The sequence below is a fragment of the Pseudomaricurvus alkylphenolicus genome (assembly GCF_011683955.1).
Classification (GTDB): domain Bacteria; phylum Pseudomonadota; class Gammaproteobacteria; order Pseudomonadales; family Cellvibrionaceae; genus Pseudomaricurvus; species Pseudomaricurvus alkylphenolicus.
In genome coordinates this window covers 104,566-122,062 of the sequence record NZ_JAAQPI010000001.1, presented here as the reverse complement: position 1 = coordinate 122,062, position 17,497 = coordinate 104,566, and the positions used below count along the sequence as shown (strand labels likewise).

Here is a 17,497-nt window from a genome sequence, read left to right as displayed (position 1 = left end):
GATTCTTTCACATTGAATATATTCTCGTAAGATAACAAAAACTACTATTTATATAGGAAAAAATAAGATATTTAATCGATCGCACTAAGTGAGTATAACTTATTAGTGGTTGACTCTGTCGGCTGGACTACTCTAAGATAAGGGACTGTTGATCACCCTTTGTACGGAGAGGTTTGAGTGAAGCTCGCGCAAGTCAGTCTTGAGGACAAATACGAAGTGCAGTCTGGTCGCATCTACCTGACAGGCAGTCAGGCCCTGGTGCGTTTGGCATTCATGTTAAAGCAGCGAGATGAAGCCATAGGGCTCAACACTGCGGGTTTTATTTCCGGCTATCGCGGATCCCCTATGCACGCCATCGACACCTCCCTATGGCAGGTGCCGGAACTGCTGGAGCAGCATGACATCAAATTTGTACCCGGCGTTAACGAAGACCTGGCGGCCACCGCCGTGCGCGGTACCCAAATGGCCGGTATCTACGGCGATGGTGAAAAGGACGGGGTTTTTGCGTTCTGGTACGCAAAAGGGCCGGGCCTGGATCGCAGCCTCGATGCGCTGCGCCACGCCAACCTCTGCGGTACATCCCCCAAAGGCGGCGTACTGGCACTGACCGGTGATGACCATGGCATGCGTTCAACAGACACCCCCGCTCACTGTGAGCCGACCTACGAAGATCTGATGATGCCCCTGCTGTACCCGGCGAATGTGCAGGAGGTTCTGGATTTCGGCATTCTTGGCATAGAGCTGTCACGATTCAGCGGTGCCTGGGTAGGTTTCAAAATGGTGTTCGAAACCGTGGATACCAGCGTATCCGTAGATGTGGACCCCCAGCGGGTGCAGGTGGTTACACCGGAGTTTGACATGCCCGAAGGCGGCCTGCACACCCGTATGCGCGACTGGCCACTGTTTCAGGAGGAGCGCCTGCGCCGCTATAAATTGCCAGCTGCCATCGCCTTTGCCCGCGCCAACCAGCTCAATCGCGTGTCCCATCACAGTCGCCAACCGCGCTACGGAATAGTTGCGGCGGGCAAGGCCTGGCTGGACGTATTGGAGGCGCTGCGAGAACTCGGCATCAACGACGATCTGATGGAGGAGCTTGGAATCGTCGTGTACAAGGTCGGCATGGTCTACCCTCACGATCTGGAAGGCTACCGTGATTTCGGCCGCGGACTTGACGAAGTTCTGGTGGTGGAAGAAAAGCGCGAGCACATAGAGCGAGCGGTGAAGGATGCCTGTTTCGATCTGCCACAAGATGTGCGACCCAGAGTGGTAGGACGCGCCGACGAGGCGGGAGAACTGCTGATCAATGAGCTGGGTGAGCTGACTCCGGAAGTGGTCGCCCAGGCTATCGCCAAGCGCATCGCGTATTTTCACACCAGCGAAAAAATTGATGCGCGCATCGGTTTTCTGCAAAGCCAGTGTCAGCACCTGGCACAGCTTCCTGCAGTCAATATCACACGCATGCCTTATTTCTGTTCCGGCTGTCCGCACAACACGTCCACCAATGTTCCCGAGGGCAGCCGTGCCCACGGCGGTGTGGGCTGCCACGGCATGGCGATGTATATGAACCGCGGCGTGGTGGACTGGACCCATATGGGCGGCGAGGGAATGACCTGGATAGGCGAGTCACCCTACGTGAAAGCCGATCACGTATTTCAGGATCTGGGTGACGGCACCTATTTTCACTCCGGCTCTCTGGCCATTCGCCAGGCGGTGGCAGCGGGAGTGAACATTACTTACAAGATTCTTTACAACGATGCGGTCGCCATGACGGGCGGTCAGCCCGTGGACGGCTCTATCTCGGTACCGGAAATCACCCACCAGGCGCAGGGAGAGGGGGTGAAAAAAATCGTAGTGGTTACCGACGAGCCGGAAAAATACCAGCGCGATAAATACGAGCCGTTTGCATCGGGAGTAGAGGTGTTTCACCGTCGCGAACTGGACCGGGTACAAAAAGAGTTGCGGGAAGTCAAAGGCGTTTCCGTCATGATCTATGACCAGACCTGCGCGGCGGAAAAACGCCGCCGTCGCAAGCGTGGTACCTTTCCAGATCCAGCCAAGCGCGCCTTTATCAATGACCGGGTGTGCGAGGGTTGTGGCGACTGCAGCGTAAAGTCCAATTGCCTCTCGGTGCTGCCGTTGAAAACCGAATACGGCAACAAGCGCACTATCGACCAGTCTTCCTGCAACAAGGATTTCTCCTGCGTGGAAGGTTTCTGTCCGAGTTTTGTCACGGTGCTGGGTGGGCGTCCGCGCAAGGGCAAGGGAGTCGGTAGTGTGCCGGCAGGGCTGGAGTCTCTGCCGAACCCGGTGCTGCCGAGCATTCCTCATCAGGGCACCTACAATATTCTGGTCAACGGTGTTGGTGGTACTGGCGTAGTGACCATCGGCGCACTGCTGGGCATGGCAGCTCACTTGGAAGGCAAGGGTGCCTCCATTGTGGATCAGCTGGGTATGGCCCAGAAGGGCGGTGCCGTCACCACCCACATTCGTTTCGGCAATACCCCTGATGATATCAAGGCCGTGCGCGTCAATGCCGGCAATGCCGATCTGCTGCTTGGCTGCGATTCGCTGGTGGCCGGTACCGATGTTGCGCTGAAGGCTGCTCGCAGGGGCCACACCTACGCGCTCATTAACACCAATGAGGCGATTACCGGTGATTTCACACAGAATCCGGATCTGAAATTTCCTGCCAATACCCTGGAGGCACGGGTGCTGGATGTTGTCGGTAGCGAGCGCACCGACCTTTTGAATGCGACACGACTGGCCACCCGCCTTCTGGGTGATTCCATCGCCAGCAATCTGTTTATGGTGGGGTACGCCTGGCAAAAGGGTTTACTGCCGATCAGTGCCGCAGCCATCAGTCGGGCTATCGAGCTCAATGGTGTCGCGGTGGAGTGGAATCAGCAGGCTTTCGCCTGGGGGCGCCGTGCAGCGCATAATCTCGAAGCGGTTATTGAACTGGCTGAGCCCGCGGCGCCGGTAAAACTGCTGGAAACGGCTGCGGCAATTGCTCAGAGGCGGGCAGCTGACTTGGTTGAATACCAGGATGCCGCCTATGCCGAGCGTTACCGCAAACTGGTCGCCCAGGTGGAAGAGGCGGAAAAGAAAGCTGGCGCAGGCTTAAATGGCTTGGCCGAGGCCGTCGCCGAGAACGCCTACAAGCTTATGGCCTACAAAGATGAGTATGAAGTTGCTCGTCTCTATAGCGACCCGGAATTCCTTCGCAAGCTTGAGGATCAGTTCGAAGGCGATTACAAACTGCAATTCAACCTGGCTCCCCCTTTACTGGCACGGCCCGATAAGAGAACCGGGGTGGTGCGCAAGATGCAGTTCGGTCCCTGGATGATGAAGGCATTTGGTGTGCTGAAACACCTGAAACGCCTGCGGGGATCTGCGCTGGATCCGTTTGGATATACAGCGGAGCGTCGGCAGGAAAGAGCGCTGGTTATTGAATACGAGCAGCAGATACTGGCTATTCTGCAGAAGCTATCACCAACCAACCACGCTCGGGCAATCGAGATTGCAAGGTTGCCTGAGTGCATTCGTGGTTATGGTCATGTCAAGGAAAGACATATGGCGGAGTTTCGCCAGCGCCAATCCGAACTGCTCAGAAAGTGGCGTATCGGTGACTCCGTACTGGAAGCGGTGCAGTTTCACCAAGCCTGATTGAACAAGTTGTATTGGCGCCCGGTAATCGCTGGTGCGCTGCTTGTTTCTCCACTCGTTTGAGGGGCTCCGGCCCCCTTTTTTCAACTGAAGTTATAGGAGTATTGCATAATGCCAAAGCAAATTATTGGTGAAGAAATTGTTGTTGAAGGTGTAAAGATTTCCCTTTCCGAAGGTGTGATTGCGGGTAACGACGTGCTCCTGTCGGGCTGGATCGCCCTGACAGAAGATGGTGAAGTCAAACTGGATGGTGACATTCGTGAGCAGACGGTCCTGACAATGAAGACCATTGAGCGGGTACTGGCAAAGGCGGGTTGTACACTTGAGGATGTGACACGCTCCTTGGTGGTGTTAAAACACCGGGAAGACTTTACTGGTTTCAATGAAGCCTACGGAGAGTTTTTCCCGACTGAACCACCCGCGAGAACGACCATCATTGCCGAGCTCGTCCATCCGGATGTGTTGGTAGAAATTGAGATGACAGCACGTCGTCCAATTTAAACCTGGAATGCGTGTGGCTGGATCTGCAGTCACATTCGCGAGGTTCCGATTCCTCTTCTTGATTTTAAACCGATTTCATCGCCCATAAGGTCGGGATTGATGTCCCACTGAACTTTCAGCGTGGGCGATAGATGTTCCTCTTTGCGCTCATGCTTGAAAGCGCCCTCGTCAACAACACCGAAGCCTCCCACAAGAACGGCAACCGTCACCTCTTCGTCGGAAGCAGGGAGTCCTGTCGGTACGGACTTTTTCGGCGCCAGTTCCGTTTCAGAAAACATTGGACCTAAACACCTCCTGCAATATACCTATGTTGCCTACGGCTCGGACCCGGCCGAGGCGATGGGGGATATTGAGGCCGCTTTGGCGTGTGCTGCCAACCATTCTGGCGCGTGATGCCAAGCGCCCCAGGGCTGATCTCTCTAAAGTAGGTCTCATGGGATCAGGTTTTCGTGTTGGGATGATACAAGTTTCGGGTAGAGCAGATTATGAAAGACAAAACACATTCAGAACCAATTAACCTCGGTCGCCGCAAGTTTGTCAGCAGCGCCGTGGCCCTGGGCGCCGGGGCAACTGCGCTCGGGGGCAGTGCCCTGGCTTCTGCCGGAGCGAAGAGCGAAGGCAGTTGTAAAGCGCCTGGCTGTGACTACGACGTTATCGTTGTGGGCGGCGGTAATGCCGGTGCTGTGGCTGCACGTGACTCCGTCAAAAACGGCTACAAAACCCTGCTGCTGGAGGCCCGAAACCGTCTCGGAGGTCGCACCTTCAGTAGTGAAATCGACGGCGTGCCGATCGAGTTGGGGGGGACCTGGATCCATAACACCCAGCCCTTTGTCTGGGCGGAAGTCGAACGCTATGGTCTGGAGGTGGTGGAGACACCCGGAGCGGTACCCGATGTGATGCACGTCATTCTTGAAAACGGCAAGCGCCTCACATTGGCGGAAGATGATCTGGTGGAAGCGGCCATGGGGTGGGAGGCCTATGTGGCCGACGCTAGAAAAATCATTCCGCGTCCCTACGATATTCTTCACAACCGGGAAGAAGCATTAAGAGCCGAAAAAATCAATGCACTGGCGCACCTGGATAATCTCAAATTAACACCATTACAGCGCGCTTTTAATCGGGGTTTTATTGAAGCTATCGCCCACAATGTCGCCGAGTCGGTTTCATATCTTGAGGTGTTGCGTTTATACCTGATCGGCGGGGGTTGTTTACCGACGTTTATGGACACTACCATCCGATTTAAACTGAAAGACGGCACCATCAGTTTGATCCACAAAATAGTGGAAGACGGCCGTCCCGACCTGAAAATGTCCAGCCCGGTTAAATCGATACACGACTTGGGTGATCGAGCGGTGGTCACAACGCTAAGGGGGGAGAGTTTCTCCTGCCGGGCGGTTATCAGTTGTCTGCCAATGAATACGATAGTCAATATAGATTTTCAGCCGCCCCTCCCGACAGGTGTGGTTGCTGCAGGGAAGGAGCGACATCCCGGTGCTGGGCTGAAGCTCTATATCAAGGTCAAAGGCGATGTAGGTAACGTCTCTACAGTTGCGCCCGGTCGGCCGCTGAACTTTGTGTTGACCTACAAACAAGGCAAGGACCATACGTTGCTGGTTGCTTTTGGGGCAGACACTCAGGCGTTGGATGTCTATGACGACAATGCGGTTGAAAAAGCGCTGGACGAGCATCTGCCTGGTACCAAGGTTCTCAGCACCATGAACTACGACTGGAATAACGATCCCTATGCGCAAGGCACTTGGGCGACCTACCGTCCCGGTTGGTTAGGTAAGTATCACGACCAGTTTCAGAAGGGCTACGGACGTCTGTTTTTTGGTTCTTCAGACCACGGTGAGGGCTGGCGTGGCACTATTGATGGCGCTATTGGTGGAGGCGTCAGGGCTGCCCAGAAAGTCAAACAGTTGCTGGGTTAAAGGAAGGAAGTATGAAAAAGTTACTCTTTGCACTGACTATGTCGGCAATGCTGCAGGCGTCTGGTGAGTCCTTGGCGGCTTCTGACAGCTGTGACAAACAGATTGGAAAATCGCAGTACAACAAGTGTGTCGCCTGTCACTCCGTGAAGCCCGGTGTACACAAGATGGGACCTAGCCTGCATGGGCTGATTGGGCGCAAAGCTGGCGCGGTTAAAGGCTTTGGTTTTTCCTATGCCATGGAGCAGGCGGGGTTCGTGTGGACGCAAGAGTCGCTGGATCAATTTCTTGAGTCGCCCATGCAGAGTGTGCCTGGAACGGTCATGCCTTTTGGTGGCATGCAAAATAGTGATCAGCGTAAGGCACTGATCTGTTATCTGCAACAGTTTCAATAGTCAGGTTGTATGCAGCTAAATTGTGTTTGCACAGACAATCGAATCCTGAGTGATACAACTGAAAATATAATATAAACGAGGAGATCGACGATGATTAAGAGTAATCTGAACGAATTCAAACTGCTGTGTGGAGCAGTTGCAGCAACCTTGCCCATGACTCTGCAGGCGCAAAGCTTTGCTATTGAAGAGGTTATAGTCACTGCTCAAAAAAGAGCGGAAAGCTTGCAGGATGTACCGGTTTCTGTCTCCGCACTCTCTTCTGGAGACCTCGAAGGGCTGAAAATGCGAGATACCGGAGATGTCGCCGCGCAAATCCCTAACTTGCAAGCGTCAGGTATCGCTGGCGATGGTATGCCGATCTTCTCGCTGCGCGGCGTATCCATGAACGATTACAGCTTTAACCAGAACAGCCCGGTTGCCGTTTACAGTGATGAAGTCTACAAAGGCAATCCGTCGTTCCTGGGGGTACAGATGTATGACCTGGAGCGCGTAGAGGTTTTGCGCGGTCCGCAGGGCACCCTGTACGGAAAGAACTCCACCGGTGGAGCGGTAAATCTGATTGCCCAGAAGCCGGGCCCTGATCATGAGGCATACATCACCCTCGGCGTAGGAAACCATGATCTCAAAAAAGGTGAGGGTGCTCTGAATTTACCCCTCACTGATAATCTGGCCGTGCGGGTGGCCGGCACCTGGATAGATGCCGAAGGCTGGCTCGATAATAAGACCCCTGGCGTTGACGATGGCAACAGTATTGATGAATACGGTGCGCGGTTGAGTGTGTTGTGGAACGCAACCGAGAGCCTCGAATTGCTGCTGCGGGCGGCTAGCGGCAAGGCCGAGGGCGTGAATTTCGGGATCGTGGCTGAAAATATCAGCCCACTGGGGGTTGGCGCGGGCGTCTATGGTCTCTATAACTCCTTGGGAGCTACCACCCGTTCAGACTCCCTCCGGACAGGCCTTGATCACTGGGAGTTTGAGTCCGAACAGGATCTCAGGCGCCTGGTGGAGAGTGATTCTGTATCCCTCACCGTCAACTGGGACCTGAGCGATGAGCTGACGTTGACTTCCATCAGCTCCTATGACGAGGGTGAAGCCTTCGCCCCTGAAGACTCCGATGGAACTGCTAATGATCTGGTCAACGCCTATCAGTCCGTAGATGCTGAACAATTCTCCCAGGACCTGCGTATTACCTCGAATTATGACGGGCCTCTGAATTTTATAGCCGGTCTTTTCTATGCCAAAGAGGAAGTGCAGAGTCAGACCTCTTTGAAGTACCTCCAGGATCTGGATTTAAATGTTGATGGGGATCTTAACGCTGAAGATTGTAGCGATCCGCTGTTTCTGGCGTTGGGGATGCCCGATCTGGTAACGCCGGAAGGCATCGCCCTGGATGCGACTCTGGGTGGTTTTGGTATGAGTCTGGCGGACCTGGCTGGCTACGGTTGCCAGACCAATAACAGTTTCGATCAGGAGCGAACCAGCAGGGCGGTCTATCTTGACGGTCACTATCATCTGGACCAGAGCTGGACACTGCGCTTTGGGGTGCGCTACACCGAAGACAGGACCGAGCTGACCGATTATGCGGCCGGTTACTATGGCAACGATAGTGTGCTGGTTGCACCGACCATCGCGATTGGCAAGCAGGAGTTCACCGATAACGAAATCACCGGTAAATTGGGGCTCGATTATACCACCGAAGCTGGCCACTTGATTTATGCCAGCGTCAGCCACGGTTACCGTACCGGCGCCTTCAATGCCCAGGCATTTCAAGATCCTTCTGAAGTGACCCAGGCCGAGCCGGAAACACTGGACGCTTTCGAAGTGGGTTTCAAAATGACTGTGTGGGACAGCCGCCTGCAGTTGAACGGTGCAGCCTTCCATTATACCTATGAGAATCAGCAGTTCCTGAATGTCGATCAGAATCTGATTCAGACCCTGATCAATATCGACGAGTCTGAAATCTCAGGCCTGGAGTTGGAGCTGGTGGCACGCCCGCTGGAATCGTTGATGGTGCGCGCCGGTGTGGGCCTGATTGACGCCGAGGTGAAAGAGGGGATACTCACTGGTCAGGACCTCGCTGGCAACCAGTTGCCGCAGGCGCCGGACCTGAACTTCAACTTTTCGGCAGACTGGGATCTTCTGACCAACAGCACCGGTACCCTGACTCTGCATGTCGATACCAGCTTTACGGACAATCAGTACTTTGAAGTGGCCAATGTCGGTCACACCGAAGCGGACTCCTATTGGGTGACAAATGGTAAGCTTAGCTTTGAGTCGGCTGATTCCGCCTGGGCTTTCAGCTTGTGGGGTAAAAACTTGTTTGAAGAAGAGTACGTCACCTCTGTACTCGATCTGCAGGCCTTCTTTGGTTATGACTATACCCATGTAGGTGCTCCACGTACCTTTGGTGCTGATGTGACTTTTCGGTTCTAACAGCACGCCGCGCTAATTAAATGCAACCGCGCATCAAGCTCAAGGCGGGGGCATTTGGGTGCTCGGGCCAACATTCGACTATTCTTAGCAGAAGTGGTCAAAGGACAGTTCCAGAAATTGAAAGCTTTCTCCTCCTAGGGAATCGACTTAAGAGAAGTTATTGTAATTCAGTCACTTAGCGTATTTCCCTGCCCTCGCCATAGTGGCGAGGGCAATTTTTAGAGCTGTTCTTCGGTCGAATGAAACCAGGAGGGAAGGTAGTGCCAACCATTTTCTCAGAAAAGCTGTTCCAAAGATTTGAGGACCAGTTTCGTCCCTTTATCGACAAACTTGATATTCCGGCAACCATATTTTCCTGCCCGGATGTGGAGATCTCTGGCGCTAAATACCTGGAACTTCTGGAGGCCGTTGCCAGAAATACCAACCCTTTTATTGGCCTGGATATGGGGGAAGGCCTTGCCGCCCAGGATATGGGAGTTCTGGGCCACGCGATGGCCTCTGCGGTAACCATCGGCGAGGCCCTTGCGATAATGTCTCGCTATCTCTATGTTTTTGCCCAATCAAACACGATTCGGCTGGATATTGCTGGCGGGAAAGCTGTGTGTACCTACACCGTGAAAATTCTTCATCCAGGGCTTCATCGTCAAGATGCCGAGCTTGCTGTTGCTTATATTACACATTTGATCCGTGACCTTTCGAAAAGGGAATTCCATCCGGATTTCGTTGAGTTCGAACACAGTTCCTTAGGGGATACCAAAAGGTACTGGCAACAGTTCGGCTGTGAAGTCAAGTTTGAACGTCGAGCAAACAGAATTCAATTCGACAAAAAAGTATTGGACTATCCGGTTGTTTCGGCCGACTCGAGACTCCTTGAAGCCTTGACGTTTTATCTCGATGACAGGCTGAAGGTCCGCTCCGATGACAAGGACCTGCTGGCCAAAACCCGACACCTGATTGCCATATCTCTGAGTAGCGGGGCCCCTGACCTTAAAAAACTGGCCACCCAGATGGGTATGAGCAGCCGTTCATTGCAGCGCAAGTTAGGTGACAAGGATATTGTTTTTAGCGAATTGGTGGATTCGATTCGGAGCTCCATCGCGATGGACTACGTTTATCACACCGAATACAGCTTGACCGATGTGGCCTTGATGTTGGGTTATAGCGAGTTAAGTACCTTTTCGCGAGCTTTCAAGCGTTGGAGTGGAATCAGTCCGCTGCAAGCCCGTGAGTCCAGAGACGACGCTCAATTGCAAGGCTAATTCCCTTCCTCGCCGAGACAACACTACCTCTCGGGCGCCCCCAAGGCAGAGGTGTGGCCACATATGCATGGTTATTGGCCTGCTCAGCGCTGGTTAGCCCGGCCCCTTACGGGCTACATTTATCCATCGGCTGAATCAACTAACCGTTCGCAGAGAGCAAACCCATGAGCGAAGTTATCGATACTTACTGGTCCTTCCGCAGTCCTTATTCGTACCTGGCGATCCCGGGGCTACTGCAACTGCGCGAGGATTATGACGTGGAAATCGCACTGCGAGTAGTGCTTCCCATCGCCGTGCGCGCACCGGAAAAGGTCTTCGATCCGGATAACCTCAAGCCTGTGCTGTATATCGTGATGGATAGCCAGCGCCGGGCCGAGTATCTGGATATGCCCTACAGGTTTCCACCTAATCCCGACCCGGTAGTCCAGGATATGGCAACCCTCACCGTGCCGGAAGAACAACCCTACATTTATCGCCTCTGCAAACTGGGCGTGGAAGCGCAACGCCGTGGCAAGGGTCTCGACTTGGCAGCGGCGGTATCACGCCTGATCATGGGCGGCACCGACAAATGGGACGAGGGCGATCACCTGGCCAACGCGGTAGCCTCCGCTGGTTTAGAGCTTGCGGAGCTGGAGGCTGCCAGCGCCGATGGTGATCACATGACTGAAATTGAACAGAACCAGCAGCAACTGGATGCTGCGGGCCATTGGGGTGTACCCACCATGGTGGTGCGCAATGAGCCCTTCTTTGGCCAGGACCGCATTGATACCCTGCGCTGGCGTTTGGACCAATACGGACTGAAAAAGTAGCAACTCGCAATTAGAGAGGTAAGAGTACATGGATCTTCAAATCAGAGGCAAAAAAGCGATCATGGCGGGCGGCAGCGCCGGAATGGGACGAGCGACCGCCGAACGCCTTGCTGAGGCCGGTGCTGATCTGGTCATCACTGCGCGCCGGGAAGAGCGCCTGATAAAGGCAGCGGAGGAAATATCTGCAAAATATGAGGTGAACGTAACGCCCGTCGTCGCTGATTCTTCGAAGGAAGAAGGCAGGCAGGCCCTGTTTGAGGCTTGCCCCGACCCTGACATCCTCGCAATTACTATCAAGCCACCCGCGCCCAATGGTGATTTTCTCAAAGTAACTCCGGACATGTGGCGCGAATCCGTGGAAACGGCCCTGATCGGCCCCATCGAGATTATGCGCAATTACATTCCCGGCATGAAGGAGCGGGGCTTTGGTCGTATCGTCAACATCGCCACGTTTTCTGCAAAGAACCCGATGATCTGGCGGTTAATGTCAGGTCCCGCGCGCTCTGCCCTGATCAACTACACTGCCAGTGTGTCTCGGGAGATTGCCCAATACGGCGTAAACATCAACAACATCCTCCCCGGCATGTTCGCCACCGAAGGTGCCAGTGAATTAGCGTTGACCTACGCCGACGCCTTCGGCCTGGAACCCAATGAAGAGGTGGCCATGAATCACTTTATCGAGAACAATAAGATCCCAGCCGGATTCCTGGGTGATGCAGCTGACATGGCGCCGATGGCGGCATTATTGTGCAGCCCACTGTCTCGTTTTATCGTGGGTCAGAATATTGTGATTGATGGCGGGCAGCACTACTCGTTGTTTTAAATCTTCAAGAGTCGGAAGTGGTTCTATCATAATTTTTGGTAGAGCCTTCCGATGAATTTCGTAAAAGCCAATTCCTTGATGGATGGTTTCAGCCTGATGTGTCAGACCTGCTTGGAATGCATCTCTATACTTGTTAGTATAAAGATTGGACAGATTGAGGCGTTCTAATGACTAAAGGTTCCAAAAGCTTTGCCCGACGTATTGGCGTAGACACCAATGCAGACTTTGAGGAGCGCAAATATATGGTGTTGCGCGAAGCTGCACGAGCTTTTGTTGAAAATGGTGTTGCCAAAACATCCATCGACGAAATTGCTCGTCGACTGGGTGTTACCAAACCGACTATCTATCACTATGTCGGTAACAAAGAGAATATTATTACTGAGTGCCTTAAGCAGGGAACAAGGGGTTTGGATATCCTGCTGAATCAGCTTGAAAGCGAGGAGCTTTCAGGCATGGATAAATTACGTGGATTGTTGAAGGCTTATACCGAGAACGTTGCCAACGACTTTGGGCAATGTCTGGTGGCTATCGATGTCAAGCAGTTGAAACCAGAGAGCCGCAAGGCATTTGGCAAGGCCCGCCGGCGATTCATAGATTTGGTTCAGGGATTGATTCAGGAAGGTATCGATGACGGCTCCATCCGCCCTCAGGACCCGGTTTTAAGTGCTTATGCGATTATTGGTGCTTTCAATTTCATTCCCCAGTGGTATTTCCAAGAGGAAATTGATACAGAGCAGCTGTTTGATGGTTTCTTTGATGTTATTGGTGAGGGCCTAAAGCCTTGACAGGCTGCCAGTAGGTCTCCTTGTTCACTTTCACTCATTCCTCAACGCAGCTTATCGAACTCACAGATCGTTAAGCGCTGACGTTTCAGTTTTCCACCACATTTCCCCCTTCTTTTGGTTTTCTGTATTGCGCAATATAAGCGGCCAGGGGATTGACTTATCTCTGTTTATACCACAAAGTATAAACAGTACGGATTTGCTTTGATCGAGGAATATTGCATGACTGACGCATCGGGAAGTGACGAGCTGCGGATTTATGATCTGTTACAGAAGAACCTTAAAATGCACCCCGACGATGAGGCAGTGATTGATGGGGATGTTCGTCTCACGTATAGAGAGCTCCAGCAAAGGGTCAATCAGTATGCCCGTGCGCTTCTTGCTACTGGAGTTCGGAGGGGTGATCGTGTTGCCACATTGGCACCGCCTTGTGGGCTTTTCTTTATCAGCTATCTGGCGGCGGTTTCCATTGGAGCCGTTTGGCATGGACTGAATCCTCGTTACAAAAGCCGGGATTATCAGTATCTGCTGGAGGATGCCCAGCCAAAGGTGGTCTTTACCTTCTCTCCCTATGATGAGCGACATTACGATGAAGAATTGCAGGACCTGACGGATAAGGTGGAGACTTTCGTTACCCTTGGGCAGCCGAGAGGATCAGCGTTGGCCTTGGAGAACTTTCTGGACCATGGGGAGGGGATAACTGATTTACAGTTGGATCAGGCTCGCAACACTGTGCAACCGGAAGATGTGGCGGTTATTGTCTACACCTCTGGTACCACGGGCAATCCGAAGGGGGCCATGCTGTCACAGCGGGCTATTGCCAAGTCGGCACAAATCAATGCACGCTGGATGGGTGAGGGCTTGCGCAAAGTAATCTGTCCCGCGCCTATCAATCATGTCGGCTGTTTAAATAATATCTGCATGAATGTATTCGCCTGGGGTGGAACCATCATCTTTTATCATCGCGTCGATCCGATAGCACTATATCAACTGAATCAACAGGAACGGCCACCCTATATGGTCACCAGTCCAACGGGTTTTAATATGCTGCTGGACAGCCCGGCGTTCGAGCTGAGTCTGATCGATTTCGTTGAACTTATCGTCTATGGTGGTGCCACTACTGCCCAGAGTACTCTCGAACAGTTTGTGCCCCTGGGAGCCAAAATGTCGTCGGTATATGGCCAGACGGAAACCTGCGGTATCGTTACCGCTACTGCGTTTGATGCATCACTGGAAGTAAAGGCCGAGACCATTGGGGTGGCGCTGGAAGAGGTGGAACTGAAAGTGATCAACAGCTCCGGTGTCGAGGTGGGAGTAGGGGAGCCAGGCGAGCTGCTAGTGAGAGCGCCTTTTGTAATGAGCGGGTATTACAATCGACCTGAGGCAACTGCGGAGGCTTTGACGGAAGACGGATTCTTGCACACCGGTGATATCTGCAAGTTAAGAGCGGATGGCAACTATGAGTTTGTGGGTCGAATCAAAGAGATGTTTAAGTCCGGTGGCTATAACGTGTATCCGGTGGAAGTCGAACAGGCCATCTGTGAACATGCCGATGTTGCACAAGCGGCAGTGCTGAGTATGGCGGATAAAAAATTCCAGGAGGTGGGGTTTGCGTTTGTGGTACCAAAGGCCGGCGCCAACTTGGATGCTCCTGCTCTAAAAGCTTTCTTGAATGAGCGCATTGCCAACTTCAAGATCCCCAAGCAATTTGAGTTCTTGACCGAAATGCCGCTGCTGCCCAACTCGAAAATTGATAAGCAACGATTGCGCGAAGATCTGAATGAGCGCATTGAAAGCGGTCAGCTCGGATGAGCTGACCCATCATTTTCTCGTAGCCAGGCCAGCAAGGCTCGATTGACTGCTTGAGGTTGCTCGAGTTGTAAAAAATGCCCCGCATCGTCTATTAGCTCAACAGAAAGGCCTGCGGGAAAATCTTCCTTTTTCATGCATAGCCGAAATGCTTCAGCCTTGATGCAGCCATCGTTCAAGCCTGTCAGCCCTAGTGTTGGGATCCTTATCTCGCCATTCAGCAGTTCGCGACTCAACTTTCCTTGTGGGGAGGTTGTATCCAGCGCCAGCCGATAATATTGAAGGCTCGCTTTCAGTACACCGGCTTGCTGAAAGCGTCTCTTTAAGTCCGGCAGTTCCTGAGTTACTCCGGCCCAATTCGGAGACCACTTGCGCCAAAGATATTCCAGAAAGGCGTAATTTTTACGTTTTACCCACCAGTCCGCAAAGCCTCGTAACTGAAAGAAAAATAAGTACCAGGAGTTCTTAAGTTGCTGAGGAACTCTCAATCCCTCTTGTTGAAATCGACCGGGATGGGGGACTGATAACAGGCTCAGTGAGTGCCAACGCTCAGGAGCCATTGAAGCGGCTGCGGTTGCTATGGTAGATCCCCAGTCATGACCAATCAGATGTGCTCTGTCTGCGCCCAATTGGTCAAGCCAGGCCACTGCATCTGAAGCCATATCTGCCGCGTGATACCCTTCGAGGCTGCCTTGGGAAGAAGGCTCATACCCGCGCATGGTCGGGGCTATCGCACGGTAGCCGGCGGCGGCAAGAGCTGTGAGCTGATGTCGAAAGCTGCAGGGGCCATCAGGAAATCCATGGAGTAACAGCACCAGAGGCCCGGAGCCGGCGCTCAGAGCGGTGAACTGTCGTTCGCCATTTCGCAGAATAATTGATTCCAGTGAATCGATATTACTGATGCTGTTCACGGTGATCGGCCTCCTGTTGTCGAACCGGGATAAACAAATCGATAGATGCCTCCATATTGCGCATACTTTCTTCACTGGTAACAAACCCAGTTTTGACAGCATATTGCCCCATCACCGCTAAACCCAGTGCCATGGACAGGTTTAGCAACGTCAGTTGATCGCTGTCGTCGTCACTACGCCAACCTGCTTTTTGGGCCTCTAGCGTGAAACTGTGTACAAAGGCTGTGTAGTCGCGGTGAGATTTGGTAAACGTTTCCCCGGCCAATCGTGGGAGTTCCGGATGGGTGAGCACTACAAAGTGGGCAGGGCGCTTGGCTGCGTGCAGCACATAATGCTTCAGGAGTGTGTTCAAACGCTCAATAGGATCGTCGCTGGAAATGCCTGCTGCCCCAGCGACAAAGTCCTTGAGCGCATCGAGAGCACGGGCGGCAAGAACGGAGATCAGTCCATTTCTATCCTTAAAATGCCTTGATGGCGCGTTGTGCGACACACCCAGATCTTTCGCCAGGGCACTTAGTTTCACTGCGTCCAGGCCCTTTTCCTCAATGACCTCCTCGGCTCTTATAAGCAGGGCTTCTCTCAGGTTTCCGTGGTGATAGCTCATATGTATATACCAGTGGGTAAAAAGTTGTTGACAGCCCTCCTGTGGGGCCGCTAACCTAATGTTGAAGTTTACAACATTGTGCGGAATCGTCAAATTTAATCACAGGCAGCTGCACTCGATTATCGTGCCACCAGGAGCCCACCGATGGATTCAATTACTGTGCGTCAGATGGACTTTCATTTTGACAAAGACATGGAGCTGGTGTTTGTCGACCAGGATCCGGCCATGTCTTATATGTTTCTCGGCAGCTGGATGCTGTTGCCTTATCTGGAGCCCTATCTGATTCGCTCTGTGCGCATGGCCATGAAGCAGGTTAATGACCAAGAGTTGAAGGAGGAAATGCAACGTTTTTGCGCGCAGGAGGGTAACCACTATAAAGAGCACGCGAAGGCCAATGAAGTTGTACGACTGCGCAGCGGCGCCGCAGATAAACTGCAGGCATTGGAAGACACAATCGATGCTGAGTACAAGCGACTGAGCAAGGAGAAGTCCTTGCGTTTTAATCTTGCCTACGCTGAAGGCTTTGAGGCGATGACCTCTGCGACTTCACGGGCTCAGTTTGAAGTTGGTTTTTTTGACGCGATGCACAGTCCCATCCGCGAGTTAATTGAATGGCATGTGTTGGAGGAGCTAGAGCACCGCAATGTGGCGTTTGAGGCCTACGAAGCTGTTAGTGGCGGTTACTTTTACCGTTTGTTCGTCGGGCTTTGGGCTCAATGGCACTTTATTTCTCTGAGCATGAAGTTGGCCAAAATTCTTCGTGACGCAGACCCAAATACCTTTCAAAAATACAACAGTCGCTCCCAGCGTTGGTTGCGAATAAAACGCACAAGCAAATACCTGCTTAAGGCGCTGCCCAAGGTATTGAATATCTATATGCCTTGGTATTCGCCGCGTAAATTTGAACTGCCAGCTGTGCTCGCACAGGTACAAAAACGGTACAACGAACTGGCCACGACTACCCGTTAAGCTCCACGGGCAATAATCCAATTCAGTGAGAAAACACTATGAATAAAACGTCTGAACCACAAGACAAAGAAGCTATCCTGATGAAGCTCGCCGAATCCGCCAAGAGCATGCCCTTGATTCCTGAGCACGGTGTTGCCGACACCCTTCATGTGGGTATTGAAGACATGCCTTGGGTAGATCTGGGCAATGGGGCCGAGATCCAATTACTCCACGTCGATCTTGCTCAGGGGCTTTGGATTACTCGCAACCGCATGCAGCCTGGGGTTGCGGTTGAAAAGCACTACCATACCGGCAGTGTTTTTGCTGTAACTCAAAAAGGTCGCTGGTATTACAAAGAAACACCCGATCAGATCAACAGCCCCGGATCTTATCTGTTTGAACCGCCAATGTCCGTTCACAGTTTGATGGTACCTGAAGATCAAGATGGGCCGACTGAAGTCTGGTTTGCAGTCTATGGCGCTAACATCAATCTTGATGACAATAATCAGGTGACTTCTATTGTGGATGCCAATGCGGTTCTGCAAGGATACCGAACTTATTGCGATGCTCTCGGGCTGGGCTACGACAAGCTGATTGTCGTGGGCGAAAATCTTACCGACGATTGAACG

General features: G+C 52.7%; 15 protein-coding genes. 12 read left to right on the top strand and 3 right to left on the bottom strand.

Annotation, left to right across the window (positions count from 1 at the left end; genetic code table 11):
- Positions 1-177 precede the first annotated feature (177 nt).
- Positions 178-3,666, top strand: a complete 3,489-nt coding sequence (locus tag HBA55_RS00510; protein ID WP_166985337.1) for an indolepyruvate ferredoxin oxidoreductase family protein — start codon at positions 178-180, stop codon at positions 3,664-3,666.
- 111 nt (positions 3,667-3,777) lie between these two features.
- The gene (locus tag HBA55_RS00505; RefSeq protein ID WP_166985334.1) at positions 3,778-4,167 is read left to right on the top strand and encodes a RidA family protein; all 390 of its coding nucleotides are present in this window, start codon (positions 3,778-3,780) and stop codon (positions 4,165-4,167) included.
- A 29-nt stretch (positions 4,168-4,196) separates the two neighbouring features.
- On the opposite strand, the gene HBA55_RS00500 is transcribed toward HBA55_RS00505, so the two are convergent.
- Positions 4,197-4,445, bottom strand: a complete 249-nt coding sequence (locus HBA55_RS00500; protein ID WP_166985331.1) for a hypothetical protein — start codon at positions 4,443-4,445, stop codon at positions 4,197-4,199.
- 207 nt (positions 4,446-4,652) lie between these two features.
- On the opposite strand from HBA55_RS00500, the gene HBA55_RS00495 reads away from it, so the two are divergent.
- The 8 genes from HBA55_RS00495 to HBA55_RS00460 all read left to right on the top strand — a co-directional run bounded on the left by HBA55_RS00495 (position 4,653) and on the right by HBA55_RS00460 (position 14,408).
- Positions 4,653-6,098 carry a flavin monoamine oxidase family protein gene (locus HBA55_RS00495; protein ID WP_166985328.1) on the top strand — a complete coding sequence of 482 codons (1,446 nt, stop codon included), beginning with the start codon at positions 4,653-4,655 and terminating at the stop codon, positions 6,096-6,098.
- An 11-nt stretch (positions 6,099-6,109) separates the two neighbouring features.
- Positions 6,110-6,490 carry a c-type cytochrome gene (locus HBA55_RS00490; protein WP_166985325.1) on the top strand — a complete coding sequence of 127 codons (381 nt, stop codon included), beginning with the start codon at positions 6,110-6,112 and terminating at the stop codon, positions 6,488-6,490.
- A gap of 90 nt (positions 6,491-6,580) precedes the next feature.
- Positions 6,581-8,923 carry a TonB-dependent receptor gene (locus tag HBA55_RS00485; RefSeq protein WP_166985322.1) on the top strand — a complete coding sequence of 781 codons (2,343 nt, stop codon included), beginning with the start codon at positions 6,581-6,583 and terminating at the stop codon, positions 8,921-8,923.
- A 260-nt stretch (positions 8,924-9,183) separates the two neighbouring features.
- A complete protein-coding gene (locus tag HBA55_RS00480) occupies positions 9,184-10,182 on the top strand; it encodes an AraC family transcriptional regulator ligand-binding domain-containing protein (protein WP_166985319.1) in 999 nt (332 codons plus the stop codon).
- A 164-nt stretch (positions 10,183-10,346) separates the two neighbouring features.
- The gene (locus tag HBA55_RS00475) at positions 10,347-10,991 is read left to right on the top strand and encodes a 2-hydroxychromene-2-carboxylate isomerase (protein WP_166985316.1); all 645 of its coding nucleotides are present in this window, start codon (positions 10,347-10,349) and stop codon (positions 10,989-10,991) included.
- A gap of 28 nt (positions 10,992-11,019) precedes the next feature.
- Positions 11,020-11,814, top strand: coding sequence for an SDR family oxidoreductase (locus HBA55_RS00470; protein WP_166985313.1), 795 nt, complete (start codon positions 11,020-11,022; stop codon positions 11,812-11,814).
- A 167-nt stretch (positions 11,815-11,981) separates the two neighbouring features.
- The gene (locus HBA55_RS00465; protein ID WP_166985310.1) at positions 11,982-12,599 is read left to right on the top strand and encodes a TetR/AcrR family transcriptional regulator; all 618 of its coding nucleotides are present in this window, start codon (positions 11,982-11,984) and stop codon (positions 12,597-12,599) included.
- Between the two features lie 219 nt (positions 12,600-12,818).
- Positions 12,819-14,408: a class I adenylate-forming enzyme family protein gene (locus HBA55_RS00460; RefSeq protein ID WP_166985307.1), complete on the top strand. Its 1,590-nt coding sequence runs from the start codon at positions 12,819-12,821 to the stop codon at positions 14,406-14,408.
- Here HBA55_RS00460 and HBA55_RS00455 read toward each other — a convergent pair.
- Entirely contained in the window at positions 14,396-15,316 is a 921-nt protein-coding gene (locus tag HBA55_RS00455; protein ID WP_166985304.1) for an alpha/beta fold hydrolase, read from the bottom strand. The genes HBA55_RS00460 and HBA55_RS00455 overlap by 13 nt on opposite strands.
- Positions 15,300-15,920: a TetR/AcrR family transcriptional regulator gene (locus HBA55_RS00450; RefSeq protein ID WP_166985301.1), complete on the bottom strand. Its 621-nt coding sequence runs from the start codon at positions 15,918-15,920 to the stop codon at positions 15,300-15,302. The genes HBA55_RS00455 and HBA55_RS00450 overlap by 17 nt, the downstream gene beginning before the upstream one ends.
- A 144-nt stretch (positions 15,921-16,064) precedes the next feature.
- On the opposite strand from HBA55_RS00450, the gene HBA55_RS00445 reads away from it, so the two are divergent.
- Complete coding sequence (locus HBA55_RS00445) at positions 16,065-16,889, top strand: metal-dependent hydrolase (RefSeq protein ID WP_166985298.1); 825 nt, start codon at positions 16,065-16,067, stop codon at positions 16,887-16,889.
- Positions 16,890-16,927: 38 nt separating this feature from the next.
- Complete coding sequence (locus HBA55_RS00440; RefSeq protein WP_166985295.1) at positions 16,928-17,494, top strand: 2,4'-dihydroxyacetophenone dioxygenase family protein; 567 nt, start codon at positions 16,928-16,930, stop codon at positions 17,492-17,494.
- The last annotated feature ends 3 nt before the right edge of the window (positions 17,495-17,497 follow it).

Bases quoted from the DNA above. Each gene is read 5' to 3' on its own strand.
- HBA55_RS00460 (WP_166985307.1), top strand. From the start codon at position 12,819: ATGACTGACGCATCGGGAAGTGACGAGCTGCGGATTTATGATCTGTTA.
- HBA55_RS00465 (WP_166985310.1), top strand. From the start codon at position 11,982: ATGACTAAAGGTTCCAAAAGCTTTGCCCGACGTATTGGCGTAGACACC.
- HBA55_RS00505 (WP_166985334.1), top strand. From the start codon at position 3,778: ATGCCAAAGCAAATTATTGGTGAAGAAATTGTTGTTGAAGGTGTAAAG.
- HBA55_RS00485 (WP_166985322.1), top strand. From the start codon at position 6,581: ATGATTAAGAGTAATCTGAACGAATTCAAACTGCTGTGTGGAGCAGTT.
- HBA55_RS00490 (WP_166985325.1), top strand. From the start codon at position 6,110: ATGAAAAAGTTACTCTTTGCACTGACTATGTCGGCAATGCTGCAGGCG.
- HBA55_RS00495 (WP_166985328.1), top strand. From the start codon at position 4,653: ATGAAAGACAAAACACATTCAGAACCAATTAACCTCGGTCGCCGCAAG.
- HBA55_RS00440 (WP_166985295.1), top strand. From the start codon at position 16,928: ATGAATAAAACGTCTGAACCACAAGACAAAGAAGCTATCCTGATGAAG.
- HBA55_RS00450 (WP_166985301.1), bottom strand. From the start codon at position 15,920: ATGAGCTATCACCACGGAAACCTGAGAGAAGCCCTGCTTATAAGAGCC.
- HBA55_RS00445 (WP_166985298.1), top strand. From the start codon at position 16,065: ATGGATTCAATTACTGTGCGTCAGATGGACTTTCATTTTGACAAAGAC.
- HBA55_RS00500 (WP_166985331.1), bottom strand. From the start codon at position 4,445: ATGTTTTCTGAAACGGAACTGGCGCCGAAAAAGTCCGTACCGACAGGA.
- HBA55_RS00475 (WP_166985316.1), top strand. From the start codon at position 10,347: ATGAGCGAAGTTATCGATACTTACTGGTCCTTCCGCAGTCCTTATTCG.
- HBA55_RS00470 (WP_166985313.1), top strand. From the start codon at position 11,020: ATGGATCTTCAAATCAGAGGCAAAAAAGCGATCATGGCGGGCGGCAGC.